This window comes from Mycobacterium sp. NGS62, assembly GCF_059812285.1.
Genome location: NZ_JCALCK010000001.1, coordinates 144999 through 163658 on the forward strand (window position 1 = coordinate 144999; position 18660 = coordinate 163658).

Annotated in this window: 17 protein-coding genes and 1 pseudogene; 8 read left to right on the forward strand and 10 right to left on the reverse strand. The window is 66.2% G+C overall.

Annotated elements, in window-relative coordinates; all coding sequences use genetic code 11:
• The first annotated feature begins 5 nt into the window (after positions 1–5).
• Together AC5Y49_RS00690 and AC5Y49_RS00695 are read left to right on the forward strand one after the other, a co-directional pair.
• Positions 6–1481 carry an acetyl-CoA acetyltransferase gene (locus AC5Y49_RS00690; protein WP_499883926.1) on the forward strand — a complete coding sequence of 492 codons (1476 nt, stop codon included), beginning with the start codon at positions 6–8 and terminating at the stop codon, positions 1479–1481.
• Between the two features lie 92 nt (positions 1482–1573).
• Positions 1574–3664, forward strand: coding sequence for an NAD-dependent epimerase/dehydratase family protein (locus AC5Y49_RS00695; RefSeq protein ID WP_499883927.1), 2091 nt, complete (start codon positions 1574–1576; stop codon positions 3662–3664).
• 6 nt (positions 3665–3670) lie between these two features.
• On the opposite strand, the gene AC5Y49_RS00700 is transcribed toward AC5Y49_RS00695, so the two are convergent.
• From AC5Y49_RS00700 to AC5Y49_RS00710, 3 genes and pseudogenes are all read right to left on the reverse strand, one after another.
• Entirely contained in the window at positions 3671–4903 is a 1233-nt protein-coding gene (locus AC5Y49_RS00700; RefSeq protein WP_499883928.1) for an NAD(P)/FAD-dependent oxidoreductase, read from the reverse strand.
• 23 nt (positions 4904–4926) lie between these two features.
• Complete coding sequence (locus AC5Y49_RS00705) at positions 4927–5652, reverse strand: DUF72 domain-containing protein (protein ID WP_499883929.1); 726 nt, start codon at positions 5650–5652, stop codon at positions 4927–4929.
• A 6-nt stretch (positions 5653–5658) separates the two neighbouring features.
• Positions 5659–6295, reverse strand: a pseudogene (locus tag AC5Y49_RS00710) (HhH-GDP family DNA glycosylase).
• 191 nt (positions 6296–6486) lie between these two features.
• Between AC5Y49_RS00710 and AC5Y49_RS00715 the strand changes: the two are divergent.
• Positions 6487–7272 carry a CHAP domain-containing protein gene (locus AC5Y49_RS00715; RefSeq protein WP_499883930.1) on the forward strand — a complete coding sequence of 262 codons (786 nt, stop codon included), beginning with the start codon at positions 6487–6489 and terminating at the stop codon, positions 7270–7272.
• Positions 7273–7292: 20 nt separating this feature from the next.
• On the opposite strand, the gene AC5Y49_RS00720 is transcribed toward AC5Y49_RS00715, so the two are convergent.
• Positions 7293–7673: a nitroreductase family deazaflavin-dependent oxidoreductase gene (locus AC5Y49_RS00720; protein ID WP_499883931.1), complete on the reverse strand. Its 381-nt coding sequence runs from the start codon at positions 7671–7673 to the stop codon at positions 7293–7295.
• 11 nt (positions 7674–7684) lie between these two features.
• Entirely contained in the window at positions 7685–10006 is a 2322-nt protein-coding gene (lon, locus tag AC5Y49_RS00725; protein WP_499883932.1) for an endopeptidase La, read from the reverse strand.
• 164 nt (positions 10007–10170) lie between these two features.
• Here lon and AC5Y49_RS00730 point away from each other — a divergent pair, with 164 nt between their 5' ends.
• Complete coding sequence (locus AC5Y49_RS00730) at positions 10171–10527, forward strand: hypothetical protein (protein WP_499883933.1); 357 nt, start codon at positions 10171–10173, stop codon at positions 10525–10527.
• Between the two features lie 18 nt (positions 10528–10545).
• On the opposite strand, the gene AC5Y49_RS00735 is transcribed toward AC5Y49_RS00730, so the two are convergent.
• Both AC5Y49_RS00735 and AC5Y49_RS00740 read right to left on the reverse strand, forming a co-directional pair.
• A complete protein-coding gene (locus AC5Y49_RS00735; RefSeq protein WP_499883934.1) occupies positions 10546–12057 on the reverse strand; it encodes an HNH endonuclease signature motif containing protein in 1512 nt (503 codons plus the stop codon).
• An 18-nt stretch (positions 12058–12075) separates the two neighbouring features.
• On the reverse strand, positions 12076–13353 hold the full coding sequence (locus tag AC5Y49_RS00740) for an alpha-hydroxy acid oxidase (RefSeq protein WP_499883935.1): 1278 nt from the start codon (positions 13351–13353) through the stop codon (positions 12076–12078).
• Between AC5Y49_RS00740 and AC5Y49_RS00745 the strand changes: the two genes are divergently transcribed.
• Positions 13341–13772: a DUF1810 domain-containing protein gene (locus tag AC5Y49_RS00745; RefSeq protein ID WP_499883936.1), complete on the forward strand. Its 432-nt coding sequence runs from the start codon at positions 13341–13343 to the stop codon at positions 13770–13772. The two genes, AC5Y49_RS00740 and AC5Y49_RS00745, sit on opposite strands and share 13 nt — an antisense overlap.
• On the opposite strand, the gene AC5Y49_RS00750 is transcribed toward AC5Y49_RS00745, so the two are convergent.
• Genes AC5Y49_RS00750 through AC5Y49_RS00760 form a run of 3 tightly spaced genes read right to left on the reverse strand, consistent with a single transcriptional unit; the run spans position 13765 to position 16157 of the window.
• Positions 13765–15012, reverse strand: coding sequence for an alpha-amylase family protein (locus tag AC5Y49_RS00750; RefSeq protein WP_499883937.1), 1248 nt, complete (start codon positions 15010–15012; stop codon positions 13765–13767). The two genes, AC5Y49_RS00745 and AC5Y49_RS00750, sit on opposite strands and share 8 nt — an antisense overlap.
• A gap of 10 nt (positions 15013–15022) precedes the next feature.
• Positions 15023–15559, reverse strand: a complete 537-nt coding sequence (locus AC5Y49_RS00755) for an alkyl hydroperoxide reductase (protein WP_499883938.1) — start codon at positions 15557–15559, stop codon at positions 15023–15025.
• Between the two features lie 10 nt (positions 15560–15569).
• The gene (locus AC5Y49_RS00760) at positions 15570–16157 is read right to left on the reverse strand and encodes a peroxiredoxin (protein ID WP_499883939.1); all 588 of its coding nucleotides are present in this window, start codon (positions 16155–16157) and stop codon (positions 15570–15572) included.
• Positions 16158–16272: 115 nt separating this feature from the next.
• Here AC5Y49_RS00760 and AC5Y49_RS00765 point away from each other — a divergent pair, with 115 nt between their 5' ends.
• From AC5Y49_RS00765 to AC5Y49_RS00775, 3 genes are read left to right on the forward strand one after another with little or no spacing between them, the layout of a single operon-like run.
• Positions 16273–17226: a hydrogen peroxide-inducible genes activator gene (locus AC5Y49_RS00765; protein ID WP_499883940.1), complete on the forward strand. Its 954-nt coding sequence runs from the start codon at positions 16273–16275 to the stop codon at positions 17224–17226.
• Between the two features lie 24 nt (positions 17227–17250).
• Positions 17251–17877 carry a PaaI family thioesterase gene (locus AC5Y49_RS00770; RefSeq protein WP_499883941.1) on the forward strand — a complete coding sequence of 209 codons (627 nt, stop codon included), beginning with the start codon at positions 17251–17253 and terminating at the stop codon, positions 17875–17877.
• A 2-nt stretch (positions 17878–17879) separates the two neighbouring features.
• Positions 17880–18575, forward strand: coding sequence for an EthD domain-containing protein (locus AC5Y49_RS00775; protein ID WP_499883942.1), 696 nt, complete (start codon positions 17880–17882; stop codon positions 18573–18575).
• The last annotated feature ends 85 nt before the right edge of the window (positions 18576–18660 follow it).

Below are 18660 nucleotides of genomic sequence, written 5' to 3' on the forward strand. Positions count from 1 at the left end.
CCTGCATGCCCGTCGACCCACGGACACCGGTGCTGATCGGCTACGGCCAGGTCAACCACCGCGAAGACACCCCCGGCATCGAGCCGGTCGACCTGATGACGGCGGCCGCCCGCGAGGCCGCCGACGCGCAGGTGCTCGCGGCGGTCGACTCCATCCGGGTGGTGAACCTGCTCTCGGCGCGTTACCGCGACCCCGGCCTGCTGCTCGGCCAGCGGCTGGGTATCGACAATCCGGCCACCCGCTACAGCGGTGTGGGCGGCAACGTGCCGCAGACGCTGGTGAACCAGGCGTGCCTGGACATCCAGCGCGGCCGCGCGGACGTGGTCCTGGTGGCCGGCGCGGAAACCTGGCGGACACGCATGCAGCTAAAGGCCCAAGGCAACAAGCTCACCTGGACCGAACAGGACGAATCGGTTCCGATAGCGCCGGGCGGCGAGGACAACGTCCCGATGGCCGGGCCGGCCGAGGAACGCATCGAGCTCGCAAGGCCGGCCCATGTCTATCCGATGTTCGAGCAGGCGCTGCGCATCAGCACCGGCGAGTCGATCGACGACCACCGCAAGCGCCTGGGCGAACTGTGGGCGCGGTTCAACGCCGTCGCGGTGACCAACCCGCACGCGTGGATTCGCAAACCTATTGAAGCGGAAGAGATCTGGCGCCCTGGACCGACTAACCGGATGGTCAGCTGGCCCTACACCAAGTTGATGAACTCCAACAACATGGTCGACCAGGGCGCCGCACTGGTGCTGACATCGGTACAGACCGCGACGCGCCTGCAGATCCCGGCCGACCGCTGGGTTTACCCGTATGCCGGCACCGACGCACACGACACTTATGCGATCAGCGAGCGTGCCGAACTGCATCGCTCACCGGCCATCCGAATCGCCGGCGCGCGCGTGCTGGAGCTGGCCGGCCTGGGTATCGATGATGTCGACCACGTCGACCTGTACTCGTGCTTTCCGTCGGCGGTTCAGATCGCCGCCACCGAACTGGGGCTGCCGGTCGCCGACCCCAGTCGGCCGCTCACCGTCACCGGCGGGCTGACCTTCGCCGGCGGACCGTGGAGCAACTACGTGACCCACTCGATCGCGACGATGGCCGAGCTGCTGACCGCCGATCCGGGTCGGCGTGGGCTGATCAGCGCCAACGGCGGGTACCTGACCAAGCACAGTTTCGGTGTGTACGGCACCGAGCCACCGACATCGCAATTCCGTTGGGAGGACGTGCAATCGGCCGTCGATCAGGAGCCGACCCGGCCGGCGGTGGTCGAATGGGAGGGCGTCGGCACCGTCGAGTCCTGGACAACGCCGTTCAACCGGGACGGCGAGCCCGAGAAGGCGTTCCTGGCGGTGCGCACACCTGACGACTCACGCACCTTGGCCGTAATCCCCGACGCCTCGTCGGCTGCGGTCACCGCGCGAGAGGACATCGCCGGCGCCAAGGTCGCGATCCGCCCGGACGGCACCGCCACCCTGCGCTAGCGAGCCAATTCTTACGTTCGGGTCAAAAGCCTCTTGAGGACTGCCTCGGCGCGCCTATTGTCGGGGAAGGCACCGGGGGAGGGGAGCACCGCATGCGGATCCTGCTAACCGGCGTCACCGGAGTCGTGGGACGTGCGCTGGCCCGCCAACTGGTGGCCGCCGGCCACACGGTCAGCGGCATCGCCCGGTATCCGCATGCCTGTCTGGATCCCGAGGTCGAATTCGTGTGCGGGCCGCTCGGCGGGCCTGTTCTACAGCAAATGGCCGACGAATCGCATGTGGTGGTACATCTGGCGCCCATCGAGCCGGCACCCGGCAACGCCGGCATCAACGGCGTGGTGCACGTCGCCCACGCTGCGGCATGCGCCGGCGCACGGCTGGTTTTCGTGTCCCAGGCGGCCGGAGCACCCAGGCTGTATGGCCAGGCCGAGACGCTGGTCGCCACGGGGTGGGCGCCCAGCCTGATCATCCGGACCGCACCGCCGGTGGGCCGTCAGCTCGACTGGTCGGTATGCCGCACGGTGGCCACCCTGCTGCACGCCACGTCGACACAGCCGTCGGTGCGCCTGGTGCATCTCGAGGATTTGGTCCGCTTCCTGACTTTGGCCGTCGCAACCGACACCACCGGTGCGGTGGATCTGGCGACACCGGATACCGCCGATGCGGCCACCGCGCGGCAGCTGCTGCGCTCCGCGGGCCAGCGGTCGCGACCTTATCGACTCGGCACGTGGGCAGAGCTGACACCGCCGATGGACACCTCTGCGCTGCAAGAGGATTGGCACTTCGAGTTCGGTTGGTCCGCGACGGGCGCGGTGGCCGACACCGCGCGGGGGGTCGCCGGTCGCAAGCTCGGCACCGGCGGCGCGATCGACCTGTCCGGGCGTTCGCCGTTGCCGCGGGAGACCATGCCGCGCTTCGGGCCGCTGGGCAGCCCGGGGTTGCGCTGTGCGGCCCCGGACGGATTGGAGGGCGAGTTCGACGACCGGATCGATCCGCGATTCCCGGTCTTCGGCACGGGCACGTTTGCTGCGGCGCTGCCGGGCCCGTTGACTCCGATGACCCTCGACGTTCAGCTGGGTGGCTTACGCGGCGCCAGCCGAATCCTGGGCCAAGCGATGGCGTTGGGAGGTGCGGCGGCCGAGGAGTGGGAAGACCGGGCCATCGCGGTGTTCGGTCATCGCCCCTATGTCGGGGTGTCGGCCGGCGTGATCGCCGCCAGTCGGCTGCCCGGCTGGGACGGGCAAGCCGTCGTCGAGCAGGCAGTGGGCAACTCGCCGGTCGTCGAGCTGTTGCCGCTGGGCCGTCCGCCGCTGGGTGCCAAGGCGGCAAAAGCTGCCGTGCTGACGCGAGCACTGGCCATGCTGCGCCACCTGAAAACCGACACGCAGTCCTACCGCGCTGCCGCGACCGCTGAGCACCTTGACGCGGCGCAGTTGGGCTCGCTGTCGGAGGCCGGTCTGCAGGTGCGGATCCGACTGTTACGCGACCGGATACACCAGGGGTGGAGCCTGACGGCGCTCTGGGTGATCGACACCGGCGTCACCGCCGCGACACTGGAGCGCACCGGCGCGTGTGCGCCGATCTCGGGAATCGGCACGCTGCTGGACAGTGGCCACGTCGCGGCTGAGATTGCTGCGCTGGCGGCGTTGCTGCGACGTGATCCGCGGGCTGGTGCGCTAGCCGCCGACGGTGACCTGCCTGGCATCCGCGACGTGTGCCCGGGTGTCGCTGCGGAACTCGACGCGACGGTGGCCCGGATCGGCCACCGCGGCGTCGGTGAGGCCGAACTGGCCCACTGCGTGTTCAGCGACGATCCGGCAGCGTTGCTGGTGGCCGCCGCGTCGGCGACGTCGACCGCCCCCGCCTCACCACCGGAGACCGTTTTCGAGCGGATCGCGACCAACGCTCGCGTGTCTCGCGAACTGGCACACAACACCACCATGCGGTTCACCCATGAATTGCGAATGGCCTTGCGCGAGTCGGGGACTCGGCTGGTTGCCGCAGAGCTCGTCGACGTCGTCGCCGACGTGTATTACCTGACCTGCGAGGAACTGCTCAGCTGGCCCAGCGACGCCCGGCTGCGGATCAAACGTCGGCGCGCCGAACGAGAACGGTTGCAGGGTGTGTGTATGCCAGACGTCATCGACCACAGTTGGCACCCGCTCGAGGCGATCGGCGGATAGCGCGGGTCAGGTCAGCAAATCACCCAACGGCACCTGCGGGTCGGCCAGTCGGTCGGGATCCACCGGGCTCTGAGACCGGATCAGTTCCTTGACGTCGTCGAGCACATCCCAGATGTTGACGTTCATTCCGGCCAGTACGCGTTTTTCGGCATCGAGCCAGAACGCGACGAACTCGCGGCCGTCGACGTCGCCGCGGAACACCACGCGGTCGTATCTGGGCGCGTGGCCGGCGTACTCCATGCCCAGGTCGTACTGGTCGGTGAAGAAGTACGGCAACTCGGCGTATTGGGTGGGTTCGCCGAGCATGCCGGCCACCGCCACTGCGGGCTGCTTGAGCGCATTGGCCCAGTGTTCGGTGCGGATGCGGGTGCTGTAGAGCGGATGGTCAGCGGCGGCGATATCGCCGACCGCGTAGATGTCGGCATCGCTGGTACGCAGTGACGCGTCGACCAGCACCCCGCCGTCGCCCATCGACAGTCCGGCTTGCTCGGCGAGTTCGATGTTGGGTTGGGCACCGACTGCCACCAGCACTGCGTCCGCGGTGACCGTGGACCCGTCCTGCAGCTTGAGGCCGGTGGCCTTCCCGCCATCGGTAGTGATCTCTTGGACCTGGGACTGCAGGCGCAGGTCGACACCATGCTCGCGGTGCAGGTTGGCGAACACCGTGCCGACCTCTTCGCCCAGCGCGGCCATCAGCGGCAGTTTGGCGGTCTCGACAACGGCGACGTCGACCCCGCGCTGACGGGCGCTGGCCGCCACTTCCAGGCCGATCCACCCGGCGCCCACTACTGCCAGCGAGGAGCCTTCGGACAGCACCGAATTGAGCGCCGACGCGTCCTCGAAGGTCCGCAGATAATGGACGCCGGCGGCATCGGATCCCGGTATCGGCAGGTGCCGGGACCGGGATCCGGTGGCCAGCAGTAGCTTGTCGTAGTCGAGGGTGGTGCCGTCGGGCAGAGCGACATGGTGACCGGCCGGGTCCACAGCGGCGGCCCGGACTCCCAGTCGCAAATCGACGTCGTGGTCGCTGTACCAGGCCGAGTCGTGCACAGTGAAATCGGTCAGCGTCTTCTTGCCGGCCAAAAACTCCTTGGACAGCGGCGGACGCTCGTAGGGGAGGTGCTCCTCCTCGGCGACGAGCACGATCTGCCCATCGAAGTTCTTGTCGCGCAATGCTTCTGCCGCTTTGGCGCCGGCGAGTCCACCGCCGACGATGACAAATGTATTTGAGCTGCCCATAAGTCCAGCCTACTGTGCTGGGTTCAGCTCAAAAGTGCCTTCAGGAAACGCGCATTGCGTACCGCGTGACCGTGTGGGTCGTTGTTGAAGTACATCCAGACGTCGCGGCCTTCGCCGCCCCATTCGGCGATCCGCTCCGCCCACTGCTCCAGTTCGTCGGGCGGGTAGGAGCCGGCGTACATCGCCTCCGGATCCGGGCCGTGCATCCGGATGTACACCAAATCGGTCGTGGCGCGAGGGATACACGGCAGGCCGGCCCCGCTCATCACCACGTAGGCGGCGTGGCGGCGTTCCAGCAGCCCATACACCACCGGATCGTTCCAGGACGGATGTCGCAATTCGACGGCTACCCGTAGCCAATCCGGCATGGCGGCGAGGAAACTGTCCAACCGGTCGTCGTCGCGGCGCTGTTCGGGATGCAGTTGAACCAGCAGCACGCCGTGGCGGTCGCCCAGCGTGTGCCAGCACTGTTCGAAACGCTCAATCCAGGGCTGCGGCGTGCCCAGTCGGCGGTAGTGCGTCAAGCCGCGATGCGCCTTCACCGACATCGTGAAGCCGTCCGGCAACTGCGCGCGCCACCCCGCGAACGTTGAATCCTTGGGCCACCGATAGAAGCTGGCGTTGAGTTCGACGGTGTCGAATTCCTCGATGTAGCGGGCCAACCGGCGTGCGGATGGCAGGCCGGGCCGGTACAGCACGTCGGTCCAATGATCGTAGGACCACCCGGACGTGCCGATTCGCGCGGTCACGCCGCCTCAACCAGCCGCCTGCGCATGCACATCGCGGTCCAGCGATGAGCGCATGAGCGCGGCGGCCAGGCGTGCGTTGGTGCGCGGCGCCAGGGAACCGAGTTTCTTGGGGTCGGTGGGCAGTCCTAACCGGTTTGCTTCAGCAGTGACCCGTTTGTCGAAATAGGGCCGCACCCACGTCCACACGTCTTGCACCTCCCGCAAGAAGATGTCGGCGCCCGTGTCGCCGATACCCTTGAACTGCTTGAGCATTCGTGCGGCTGCGCCGACATCCTGTCCGCTTCGCGAAGCGATTCCGCGCAGATCGCCCGAGTAGTCGTCGTTCGCCCGCCGCGCCATGTCGGTGAGCCGAGTGGCCGAACTTTCGTCATAGCGCACGTAATGGGCGCGACCGAATAGCCTCGATCATGGTCCGGCGATCGGAGCCCAGCACGGCTTTGGGGGTGCGCAAGCCCGCTCTGAAAAGTTCGCGCCCGGCCTGCATGGCGATCGACGCGTCGATCGGCTTGCTGGCCAGCATGCACAGCACCAGTAGTTGAAACAGCGGCATGGGTTTGTCGCTGATGCGAACTCCCGCCTCGGTGGCGTATGTGGTGCCGGCAACCTTCAGCAGTCGCTTCACCCGTTCCTTGGACTCATCCATAGCGCACCGATTACCCGCGCGTCTCGGTCGGCAACCGTCGTTCATTTCTTCGGCGCCGGCAAGCACGAATTCGGCCGGCATTCAGACCGGCCTGAACTGCCATTGTGCAATTACTCCCACCAATGTCCGTCAAATTGTGTTAATTTGCGCCATCAGTTCTTCGGCACGACCACGGGTAATGGGGGACGGGGATGATTACCCATCGCAGCCGCTTAGCCAGATTGGCGATCGCGGCGCTGCTGAGCGGCAGTGGCCTGCAGCCCCTGGTGTTCGCAGCGCCCGCGCACGCGGATCCGACCGCCGTTGTCATGGCGAAAACCCAGCGCATGTCTGAGCCCAGCCGGAATTCGCAACAGGATGGTTGGTACCACAAGCACGACACGTTGACACTCGAGTGTTTCCAGCGCGGGGAAGCCGTGAAAGGGTACTTCAGTTCCAACATCCCAAATGGCGGCTGGGACAATCTTTGGTACCGGGTATCCGACAGTCATTTCGTCGCCGATGTCGATATCCAGACGGGCACCCGGAACACGGTCACCGGAGCATGCAGCGATCAGCCCCCGCCACCTGTTCAGACTTCATCGACTGATGGCCGCGCGATGGGCCAAACGCAGCCTTCCAACACGGCTGCGCCGGGCCAATGCACCGACGGGGCAATGCAGAAATGGCACGAGGCCACCGGCGGATATCCCGACGTCCATGGCGACGCCAAAGACTGGGCGAGTTCGGCAAGCGCCGCAGGGTGGACAGTCGTTGATGAGGCGCAGCCGCGGTCGATCGTGGTGTTTCAGCCGGGCGTGGAAGGTGCCGATCCCGTGACTGGCCATGTGGCCTGGGTCAATTCGACTTCGCGACGGCCTGACGGCCTCTACATCAACCTCACCGAGATGAACAATGCGCAACACGGCGGTCCATTCCACTGGTGGACCCGTGATGCCAAGGACATGCCGGGGATGTCGTACATCCTGGCGCCGTGACAGGGTGCCGTTAGGCCACGTCAGTCCAGGTCCACCCGGATGGTCAGCAGGTCGCTTCCCATCAGCCGGACCACGGCGCTGTTGAGCCCGGGCAGGCCACGCAGTCGCTCGATCGGGTCGTCTTCGGGCAGCAGGTGGGCGGTTCCGCTGCGCCAGCGGCCGTGAACGCGCACCCGCACCGCGGGATTGGCCTTGATGTTGTGCACGTAGTGGGAATGGTCGCCGTGTTCGGACACCATCCAGAATTGGTTGTCGATCACCCGGCCCCCGACCGCGGTGCGGCGCGGTTGACCGGACTTTCGTCCAATGGTTTCCAGCATCGTCACCGGCAGTTGCCGGCCAACCGGGTTGACCAGCAGGCGCTGGGCAGTGTGGACGATGCGCCGTTTGAGGTTGCTCACGCCCGCGAACGTTACGCCGCCGAGGCCACCGCCTTCTCGGCCGGTTCCAGCGCCAGCGCGACGATTTCGGCGACGTCGGTCATCGGCCTGACATCCAGCGCGTCGAGCACCTCGGCGGGCACATCGTCGAGATCCGGCTCGTTGCGCTGCGGGATGAACACGGTCGACAGACCCGCGCGCTGGGCGGCGAGCAGCTTCTGCTTGACGCCTCCGATCGGCAGGACCCGGCCGTTCAGCGTCACTTCGCCGGTCATCCCGACGTCGGCGCGCACCTGCCGTCCGGTGGCCATCGACACCAGCGCGGTCACCATCGTGACGCCGGCCGATGGGCCGTCCTTGGGCACCGCCCCGGCGGGCACGTGGACGTGGATGCGCCGGTCCAGGGTCTTCGGGTCGACACCCAACGCCGTGGCGTGCGAGCGCACATAGGACAGCGCGATCTGCGCCGACTCCTTCATCACGTCACCGAGCTGACCGGTCAGCTGTAGGCCCGGCTCACCCTCGTTGGCGCCGGCCTCGATGTAGAGCACATCACCACCGAGCCCCGTGACCGCCAATCCGGTTGCCACGCCCGGCACCGCGGTGCGTTCGGCCGACTCCGGGGTGAACCGCGGCCGGCCCAGGTAGCCGACTAGATCCGGCTCGTCGATGGTCATCGGCTCAGTTTCGTCGCTGAGCTTGGTGGTGACCTTGCGTAACGCCTTGGCCAGCAGCCGTTCGAACTGCCGCACACCGGGTTCGCGGGTGTAGTCGGCGGCGATCTTGCGCAGCGCGGCCTCGGTCACGCTGACCTCGTCGGTGGTCAGCCCGGCGCGGTCACGCTGTCGGGGCAGCAGGAAGTCGCGGGCGATGGCCACCTTGTCGTCCTCGGTGTAGCCGTCGATCTGCACCAATTCCATGCGGTCCAGCAGCGCCGACGGGATGTTCTCGATGACGTTGGCCGTCGCGAGGAACACCACGTCGGACAGGTCCAGATCCAAATCCAGGTAGTGATCGCGGAAGGTGTGGTTCTGCGCGGGGTCGAGCACCTCGAGCAAGGCCGCCGACGGGTCGCCCCGGTAGTCCGAGCCGACCTTATCGATCTCGTCGAGCAGCACCACGGGGTTCATCGAGCCGGCTTCGCCGATGGCGCGCACGATGCGGCCGGGCAGCGCGCCGACGTAGGTGCGCCGGTGGCCGCGGATCTCGGCCTCGTCGCGCACCCCACCCAGTGCAACCCGGACGAACTTGCGGCCCAGGGCGCGGGCGACGCTTTCGCCCAGCGAGGTTTTGCCGACGCCGGGCGGGCCGGCCAGCACCATCACCGCACCGGAGCCGCGACCACCGACAACGTGCAACCCACGCTGGGCGCGACGGGCCCGCACCGCCAGGTATTCGACGATGCGGTCCTTGACGTCGTCCAGGCCGTGGTGATCGTCGTCCAGGATCTGGCGGGCGGCCTTCAGATCGGCGGAGTCTTCGGTCGTGGTGTTCCACGGCAGCTCGAGCACTGCGTCCAGCCACGTGCGGATCCAGCCGCCCTCGGGGCTTTGCTCGCTAGCGCGTTCCAGTTTGCCGACCTCACGCAGCGCGGCTTCGCGCACCTTGTCGGGCAGCTCGGCGGCCTCGACGCGGACCCGATAGTCATCGGAACCGTCCGGTTCGCCTTCGCCGAGCTCCTTGCGAATCGCGGCCAGCTGCTGGCGCAACAGAAACTCCTTCTGCTGCTTTTCCATGCCGGACCGCACGTCCTCGGCGATCTTGTCGTTGACCTCGACCTCAGCGAGGTGATCGCCGGTCCAATCGATCAGCAGTCGCAGCCGCTCGGCGACATCTTCGGTCTCCAGCAGCTGGCGCTTCTGCACCTCGGTTAAATACGAGGCGTAACCAGCCATGTCTGCCAGCGCCGACGCGTCGGTCAACCGGTTGACCATGTCCACGATTTCCCAGGCCTCGCGGCGCTGCAGCATTCCCAGCAGCAGCTTCTTGTAGTCGGCGGCCAGGGCGCGGGTCTCGTCATCGGGTTCGGCCTCGGCGACCTCCGTCACCTCGACCCACAGCGCCGCACCCGGGCCGGTGGCCCCGGCACCGATGTGGGCCCGTTGCTCGCCGCGCACCACCGCGGCGGTGCCGCCGCCGGCGATGCGCCCGACCTGCAGGATCGACGCCAGCACCCCGTAGGAGGGGTAGCGGTCGTCGAGCCGCGGCGCAATCAGCAACTTGCCCGACTCGCTGGCCCGGGCCACGTCGACGGCCGTGCGAGCGGCCTCGTCCAGCGCGACGGGCACCACCATGCCGGGCAGCACGATCGGGTCCCTGACGAATAAGACCGGAACTGTTTTGGCTTCAGCCATCAATCCTCCAAAGTTAAGCCTGATGCGCTCAACCTCGGTGGTTCGGGGTTTGTTCCCGGGCGTTCAAAACGGTGTACGTAGGGCATCCGCCGAGTTCAATAAGCGCATTCCGGTTAGGGCCGCGAAAGCCCTGCGGGGACCGCGGGAATGGGAAGGAATGCCCGATGGACTTCACCCGCATGGTCACCCGACTGATGACGTCGGCGCTACTGGCCGGCGGTGCGGCGGTGGGACTGGCAGCAAATCCCGCTGACGCCGACAACGGCGGTGGTACCTGGTGTCCCGGGCAACCATTGCCGCAGGCCTACAACTTCCAAATCACGCCGGATGGTGGCCTATCCATGACCGGCCCAGTCCCGGGCGCCGTCAACTGGGATATGACGGTTTGCCACGACTGGTACCACAAGATGGTTGACAACGGGGACGGGACCAAAACCAACTCAGTTGTCGAGGGCAGGCTGCTTCCCGTGAATTGCGGGCTCTTCTGGTGTCCGGTACCGCCCGGAACACCAGCACCTTAGGCGTGCGCTGCCCGGCAATCAGAACGGTGGCGGCTCGTCGTCGCCGTCGCGCGGGGCCAGGTCGAAGTAGCTCATACGCTCGTTCCGCCGTGTGGCGCGGGCGTCGTGGTTGGCTCGGCGTTCGGCGGCGATGCGGTGGGCTCGGTTTTGGGCGCGGGTGCGGCGGCGTTTGGGCATCATCGCGGTGCGCTCGCCGCAATAATCATCCGGGAGATCGGCTTCGATGGCCGGGACGCCGCCGGTGGAGTGGCACAAGCTGGGAAACAGCAGCGCACTGCCCGGCGTGGTGACATAGGTCTGCCCCGAAGGCGAGGTCAAGATCAGTGTGCCGTCGGGCAACTGCTGATCACGCCAACCCCAGAACGTCTTCACCAAATGATGTGTGCGGCAATAACATTTGAGATTCGACGCATGCGTCGGCCCGCCAACGGCGAACGGGATCGTATGATCAAGATCGCAGTCGACTGCCGGCCGGTCGCAGCCCGGCCAGCGACACGTCAAATCCCGGCACCGCACAAAATCCGCCAGCGCCTTCGAAGCCACATACCCCGACTCGGGTAAAGCATCGCCCGGATGAACCAACGGCACCAGCTTGGCCGTTGTGGCCAACTCCGCCACCAATTCAGGCGGGATCAGCCCGTCAGCACCGACCTCCGACGCCACCGCTGAGCCGCTGCCGCAGATCGCGGCCTGCTCGGCGATCACGTGGATCACGACCGGCGTGGCAGCAGGCCGCTTTCCCGCAGCACAATCAGATCGCCCACACCGACAGCCCAGTCGATCAGCGTGTGCCGCCAGCGCACCCAACGCATCAGCACGACGCTGATCGCGGCTACGCGGATCATGCTCACACACCGTGGCCGCCATCGCATCCAGCTGCTTGTCGAGCGCATGCGCATCGGAGGTCAGCAGGCTGCCATGAATCTCGGAGATACCCGAGTCGGCGTCGCCGATCCAAATCTCGCGATCACCCTGACGCTTATTGCGCCGCCGGACAGCATCGGCGTCGGCGCGCGCCACGATCTTGTCGATCTGCCCAGCCAGCCGCCCCTGGGTCATCGACGGCCAGCGCGGCACATTGACGGCAAGTTGCCCATCCACCGTCGCCAACACGTCGCGATCGGTAATCAAATCGGTGCGAAACACGATCGTCTGAAACACCCGATAGTCGATATCACCGGCCTTGAACACCTCTGCCAGCTTCGGCAGCCGCTCGCGCATGGCCCGCGCATACCGCAACCGGCTTCCCGCCAACCCCTGACTGATCCGCAGCGCCGCGGCCACCTCCGCAGTCACCGCCTCTTCGGTATCGATGGCCCATTCTTCGGTGTTGGAACAACGCGACAACCGGTAGCCGAACAGCTCCCCAATCGCGACCAGCTGGGCAGCCGCCGCCTGATTCTCCGCCCGCGCCGACGCACAGATCCGGTCCACCAGCGCGGTCGACTCTGGTGTGGTCGAGGGATGGCGCCGCTCAAACAGCTCATCAAACCGGGCGATCACCGCCAACCGCGCCGCTTCATCGAACATACGTTCGAGTATAGCAGACTACTCCGACACCGTCGGTGGCCGAACTGGGACCAGCCGCCGCAATTGCGTCACATGGGACGGGGATAGCTCCTCCAGGCAGGTGACGCCTAGGAGCCGCATGGTCCGGAACAACTGGCCGGACAGGATTTCGATGGCGCGCTCGACGCCGGCTTCGCCACCGGCCATCAGCCCATACAAATAGGCCCGCCCGATCAGCGTGCAGCGCGCACCCAATGCCACCGCGGCCACGATGTCCGCGCCGGACATGATCCCGGTGTCCAGCAGAATTTCGGTGTCGCGGCCAAGCTCTCGCGCGACCACGGGCAATAGATGAAACGGCACTGGTGCTCGATCAAGTTGGCGGCCACCGTGATTGGACAACACGATGCCGTCGGCGCCGACGTCGACGACAGCACGGGCGTCGGCCAACGTCTGAATACCTTTCACGACGAGCTTGCCCGGCCACTGGGTCTTGATCCATGCCAGATCCGCGAAGGTGACGCTGGGATCGAACATGGTGTCCAGGTATTCGCCGACGGTGCCCGACCACCGATCCAGCGACGCGAACGCCAGCGGCTCGGTCGTCAGCAGATCGAACCACCAGTGCGGGCGCGGCAGCACGTCAAGCACGGTCCGCAGCGTCAAGGTTGGCGGGATCGTCATTCCGTTGCGGGTGTCGCGCAACCGCGCACCGGCAACCGGAACGTCGACGGTGACGAGCAGGGTGTCGAAACCCGCCTGAGCGGCCCGGTCCACCAACGCCATCGACCGGTCCCGATCCCGCCACATGTAGAGCTGAAACCATTTGCGGCCCTGCGGGATGGCTGCGGCTACATCTTCGATCGCGGCGGTACCCAGAGTGGACAGTGAGAACGGAACACCAACCCGCGCCGCGGCGCGAGCACCGGCGATCTCGCCCGAGGTATGCATCAACCGGGTGAACCCCGTCGGCGCGATACCGAACGGTAGCGCCACCGGCGCACCGAGCACCGGCCAGCCGGTGCGCACCTTGCTGACGTCGCGCAGGATCGCCGGGTGAAATTCGATGTCGCGGAAGGCTTGCCGCGCGCGCTCGATCGACAACTCATCTTCGGCAGCGCCGTCGGTGTAGTCGAACGCGGCCCTGGGGGTACGCCGCTGGGCGATACGCCGTAGATCGTGGATGGTCATTGCCGCGTCGAGTCGGCGTTGAACACGGTCGAGCCGGGGCTTGCGAAACCGGATCAGCGGCGCGAGGTCGCCGATCTTCGGCACCCGTCGTTGAACTGTGCGACGGTGGTTAGATGACGTCCGCAAGTGATCCCTTCGATCTGCAGCGCTTCGTCGACGCGCAAGCTCGGGTCTATCACACCGTCGTCGAGGAGCTGCGTGCCGGCCGCAAACGCAGTCACTGGATCTGGTTCATCTTTCCGCAGCTGGCCGGACTCGGCAGCAGCCCGACGGCCGCAAGGTATGCGATCTCTTCGCTGGACGAAGCACAGGCCTACCTGCATCACGAAGTGCTCGGCCCGCGGCTGCGCGAATGCACGCAGCTGGTCAACGGCATCGCCGGCCGTTCGATCGCCGAGATTTTCGGATCACCCGACGATCTGAAAGTCCGCTCGTCGATGACGCTGTTCGCCCACGCCACCGACGACAGCCGGGATTTCGTCGCGGTGCTGGAGAAGTACTACGGCGGGGAACAGGATCCACTGACGCTCAAGCGGCTCACATAGGCTGCAGGATTCGCCAGCCCTGTGGTTCGACCACCACGACGTCGACGATCTCTTCCGGCGGAGCTCCGGATCCGGCGACCACCTGTGCGCGCGGCACCCTCGCCTCCAGCGGCGCATCATCGATGTTGAGCACGACGATCAGGGCGTCGTCACCGTGCTGGGTCCGATAGACGTAGTGCCGGTTGTCCAGCAATAGCGCGGTCGTGGTTGCGGCGTGCAGCCACGCATGGCGGCGTCGCAGCCCGATCAGGTACTGGTGCAGCGCCCACAACCTCGCGCCATCATCATCCAGAGGTACTGGGGGAGAAGCGAATTCGGGTCGCACCGCGTCGTCGCCGCCGAACCGCTCCTCTTTGACCCCGCGGTAGCCGAGTTCGTCACCGGCGTACACACTGGGAATGCCGCCGACGGTCATCTGCAGCACCAGCGCCTGGGCCACGTGAGCAGAATGCTCGAGTTGACTGGCAATCCGAGTCACGTCGTGGTTGCCGATGAAGGTCAGCGGCGCGAAACTGCCCAGGAACTCGTTGTGCCGCTGTAGCGCCCAGTCCAACTCGTAGAAGTTGCCGTCGTTGAGGCTGCTCCAGATCGCTTTCCACAGCTCGTATTGGGTGGCCGAGTCAAAGCCGGCCTCGGCGACCACCGCGGCATAGTCGCCGTGAATGAGCTCTCCGACGAACCACGCCTCCGGATGCCGCCGGCGTACTCGCGGGAGCACAGCAGCCCAAAACTCGGGCGGCACAGCATAAGCCGCATCCAGTCGCCAGCCGTCGGCGCCGCGCTCCAGCCAGTGCGACATGACATCGACGACGTAGTCGGCGACATCGGGGTTGTCGTGGTTCAGCGTGGTGAGATCGCGGTGGCCCTCGAAGCTGTAGTCACGAAACCAATCCTGGTGATCGCGCGGGAAGTCCGGCCCGACGTGGTTGAACACCCCGTCGAGCAGGACCCGCAAACCACGCCGATGCGCCTCGGCGACAAGGACGTCGAAATCGTCGTCGTCGCCCAGGCGCGGATCGATGCGGTAATGATCGGTCGTGTCGTAGCCGTGGGTACACGAGGCGAAAATCGGGCCCAGGGCAATCCCGGACGCGCCCAGCTCGATGGCGTGGTCGAACCACTCGGTGATCCGTCGCAGCCGGTGCTCGTCCGGCAATGGCGGCTGCTCACCCGGGAATGCGCCGACGAAGCCCAGCGGGTAGAGCTGCCACCAGATCACATGCTCGACCCAGTCGGCCACGTCGTTAAAGCTACCCGGCCGCGGCCAACGTCTGGGCGGTAGTGATCGCCTGAGCCACGCCCGCGACGATGGAAGCCGCCTTCAATGCCTCGAAAATCGCCTCTCGGTCCACCCCGGCCTCTCGCAGCGTGTGCTCGTGCGCGGTGACGCAGTGCGAACACCCGTTGATCGACGAGACCGCGAACGACCACAGCTCGAAGCTGGCTTTGTCCACGCCCGGATTGCCGATGATGTTCATCCGCAGCCCGGGGCGCAGGTCGTCGTAGTCGCCGCCGAGGAAGCCGCGGCCACGATAGAAGACGTTGTTCATGCCCATGATCGACGCGGCGCCCAACGCCGCCTGGTAGGCCTCGGCCGACAGGTAATCCGCGGCTTCAGCACCGATCTCGCCCAGCACCTCGGCATTCCGTGTTGCCGCCGCGCTGGCCAACAGCGTGCCCCACAACTGCTCTTCGGTGAGCGCGGTGGTGCGGGTGATCGACCCCAGGTTCAGTTTGAGGTCTTTGGCGTACTCCGGCAGCGCGGTTTTGAGGTTCTCGATGCCCATGGTGCCTCCTTTAGGCAGACTTCTTCAGCTCTTCGCCGGCGTCGATGGTGGGGTCACCCTTGCGCCAGTTGCAGGCGCACAGCTCGTCGGACTGCAAGGCATCGAGCACCCGCAGCACCTCGTCGACGTTGCGTCCCACCGAGCCGGCGGTCACTGAGACGAACTGGATCTCGTTGTTGGGGTCGACGATGAACGTCACCCGGTCGGCGACACCCTCGTCGTTGAGCGCCCCGGTGGCCTCGACAAGTTCACGCTTGATGTCCGACAGCATCGGGAACGGCAGCTTCTTGAGATCTTCGTGCTGGGCGCGCCACTGGAAGTGGACGAACTCGCTGTCCACCGACACACCCAGTACCTTGGTGTCGCGGTCCTCGAACTCGTCGTTCAGCTTGCCGAACGCAGCGATCTCGGTTGGGCACACGAAGGTGAAGTCCTTCGGCCAGAAGAAGATCACTCGCCACTTGCCCGGGTCGTCTTCGTTGGTGATCGTGGTGAAATAGTCTTCCGGCTGCTTGGCGTTGACCTTCGACAGATCGCCACCGATCAGCGCGGTGAGCTCGTAGGCGGGAAACTGATCGCCGATTGTCAGCAGTGCCATGGTCACTCCTTCTTTGATCAAGATCGGATTTACTCTCCAACTTTTTGGACTCAATCCAATTTTGACCTAATTAAACCTTAAAGTAAAGGTGATATTTCCCACTATACTGATAGGTATGACCGATAAGAGTTATCAACCCACCATCGCCGGCCTGCGGGCCTTCGTCGCGGTGGCGGAAAAGCAACACTTCGGCACTGCCGCAGGCACTCTCGGTGTCAGCCAGTCGACGCTGTCACAGTCCTTGTCGGCACTGGAAGCCGGCCTCGGCGTCCAGCTGGTCGAGCGATCAACCCGCCGTGTCTTCTTGACAACCGAGGGCCGGCACCTGCTGCCGCAAGCTCAAAGCGTGATCGAAGCGGTGACCGCGTTCACTGCAGCGGCGGCAGGCACCGTGGATCCGCTGCAGGGCACCATGCGCCTGGGCCTGATCCCCACGGTGGCACCGTACGTGCTGCCGACGGTGCTGGCCGGATTGACCGAGCGGTTGCCCGCGCTGTCCCTGCGAGTGATCGAGGACCAGACCGAGCGACTGCTGATGTCACTGCGCGAGGGCGCACTGGATGCGGCGCTGATCGCGTTGCCGGCCGAGACCAGCGGTGTCACCGAAATCCCAATCTACGACGAGGACTTCGTGCTCGCCCTGCCGCCGAGTCACCCGTTGGCGGGCAAGCGGCGGGTGCCGCCCACGGCGCTGGCGCAACTGCCGCTGCTGCTCCTCGACGAGGGCCACTGCCTGCGTGACCAGGCCCTCGACGTATGCCGCAAAGCCGGAGTGCGCGCTGAGTTGGCCAATACCCGCGCCGCGTCGCTGGCCACGGCAGTGCAGTGTGTAACCGGCGGATTGGGCGTGACTCTGATCCCGCAGAGCGCGGTGTCGGTCGAGGCCAGCCGCAGTCAGCTCGGACTGGCACAGTTCGCAAATCCCCGCCCGGGACGGCGGATCGGGCTGGTGTTCCGGTCGTCCAGCGGTCGCGAAGCGCCCTACCGGCAGCTGGCTCAGGTCATCGGGGAGTTGGTCAGCGCCGACAGCGCGGTGCGTCTCGTTCGGCACCCCGCCGCCACGACGTAGCAGGAACATGTTCTAGTTGCAGTCATGCTGGACTTCACCCTGGAGAACATCAGCGTCGAGGACCTCGAACGGCTGCGGGCAATCTATGAGCCGCTGACCCAGTCGGTACGGGAGCTGATCGACGCCACTATCCGCACCGAAGTCGACGCCGATGCCGTCGCCGCGGCGAAGGACGAAATCGATTCGGCCACCGCGCGTTTACGTAGCAAACAGGTGGACGGCCCCTTCGGTGTGCGCTACCTGTCCAGCGGTGAGCAGATGGCGTGGGGAAACGTCGTCATCGGGACGCGCAACCCGATCGCCCCGCCACTGCAGATCCAGCACGACCCGTCGGGTCGGGCGTGGTGCGACTTCGATCTCGGCGCCGCCTACGAGGGGCCGCCCGGCCATGTACACGGCGGCGTCGCGGCCCTGGTTCTCGATCATGTTTTGGGCGAAGCCGCCAGCGACGGCACCAACCCGCGGCTCACCGGGACCATCACCTTGCGCTATGTGCGGGCCACCCGGCTGGGCCGATTGCACGCCGAGGCGACCGCCACCCGCGTAGAGGGTGTCAAGACTTTCGCGGCGGGCTTCCTCGCCGACGACGAGGGTGTCACCGTGCAAGCCGAGGGTGTGTTCATCCAGCCGCGGTGGGCGCAGGAGTCGTAGCGATGGAAAAGGTAGTGGCGGTGCTGCGGGCTGCCGATCGCGACGACGACTGGTGCGCCCGGCAGCGGGGATCGGTCGCTGACGCCATCCTGGGTCTTGGTGTTGCCGGTCTGGCCGTCAATGTGCGGGACAGCGTGGTGCGTGACTCACTGATGACGCTCACGACATTCGACCCGCCGGTGGCCGCAGTCGTGAGCATCTGGGCCCAGCAGTGCTACGGCGACCAGATCACCGCCGCGCTGGCGCGGCTGGAGGCCGAATGTGAAGAGCTTGCCGGGTATCTGGTCACCGAGTCGGTCCCGTTGGCGTCGCCACTGGAGCTCGGCTCTCGCACAACGGGTTTGGCCAACCTTGCGCTACTGCGCAGACCGGCCGGGCTGGATCAGGACAGCTGGCTGGCTCGCTGGCAGCGCGACCACACACCGGTCGCGATCGAGACGCAGGCCACTTTCGGCTATACCCAGAATGCGGTGGTGCGTGCCCTGACCCCAGACGCGCCGCCCATCTCGGGCATCGTCGAGGAGTTGTTCCCGATCGAGGCGGTCACCGATCTGACGGCCTTCTTCGGCGCCGTCGATGACAGCGATTTGCAGGACCGGTTGACCCGGATGATCGCCAGCACCTCGGCGTTCGGGGCCAACGAGAACATCGACACCGTGCCGACGAGTCGGTATGTGCTCCGATCGCCATTTGTTTGACCGCGAAACAGAAGCCAGGGCTGTCGCCGACGGCGATGCCACAACCATGGCTTCTGTCTCGCGGATGCTCCCCGGTTACGCTGCA

What these genes read in the sequence shown, in the direction of transcription:
- AC5Y49_RS00700 (WP_499883928.1), bottom strand. Translation starts at nt 4,903, where the DNA reads ATGGGCAGCTCAAATACATTTGTCATCGTCGGCGGTGGACTCGCCGGC.
- AC5Y49_RS00775 (WP_499883942.1), top strand. Translation starts at nt 17,880, where the DNA reads ATGGAAAAGGTAGTGGCGGTGCTGCGGGCTGCCGATCGCGACGACGAC.
- AC5Y49_RS00770 (WP_499883941.1), top strand. Translation starts at nt 17,251, where the DNA reads ATGCTGGACTTCACCCTGGAGAACATCAGCGTCGAGGACCTCGAACGG.
- AC5Y49_RS00760 (WP_499883939.1), bottom strand. Translation starts at nt 16,157, where the DNA reads ATGGCACTGCTGACAATCGGCGATCAGTTTCCCGCCTACGAGCTCACC.
- lon (WP_499883932.1), bottom strand. Translation starts at nt 10,006, where the DNA reads ATGGCTGAAGCCAAAACAGTTCCGGTCTTATTCGTCAGGGACCCGATC.
- AC5Y49_RS00695 (WP_499883927.1), top strand. Translation starts at nt 1,574, where the DNA reads ATGCGGATCCTGCTAACCGGCGTCACCGGAGTCGTGGGACGTGCGCTG.
- AC5Y49_RS00745 (WP_499883936.1), top strand. Translation starts at nt 13,341, where the DNA reads ATGACGTCCGCAAGTGATCCCTTCGATCTGCAGCGCTTCGTCGACGCG.
- AC5Y49_RS00765 (WP_499883940.1), top strand. Translation starts at nt 16,273, where the DNA reads ATGACCGATAAGAGTTATCAACCCACCATCGCCGGCCTGCGGGCCTTC.
- AC5Y49_RS00715 (WP_499883930.1), top strand. Translation starts at nt 6,487, where the DNA reads ATGATTACCCATCGCAGCCGCTTAGCCAGATTGGCGATCGCGGCGCTG.
- AC5Y49_RS00690 (WP_499883926.1), top strand. Translation starts at nt 6, where the DNA reads ATGCCCGTCGACCCACGGACACCGGTGCTGATCGGCTACGGCCAGGTC.
- AC5Y49_RS00730 (WP_499883933.1), top strand. Translation starts at nt 10,171, where the DNA reads ATGGACTTCACCCGCATGGTCACCCGACTGATGACGTCGGCGCTACTG.
- AC5Y49_RS00735 (WP_499883934.1), bottom strand. Translation starts at nt 12,057, where the DNA reads ATGTTCGATGAAGCGGCGCGGTTGGCGGTGATCGCCCGGTTTGATGAG.
- AC5Y49_RS00755 (WP_499883938.1), bottom strand. Translation starts at nt 15,559, where the DNA reads ATGGGCATCGAGAACCTCAAAACCGCGCTGCCGGAGTACGCCAAAGAC.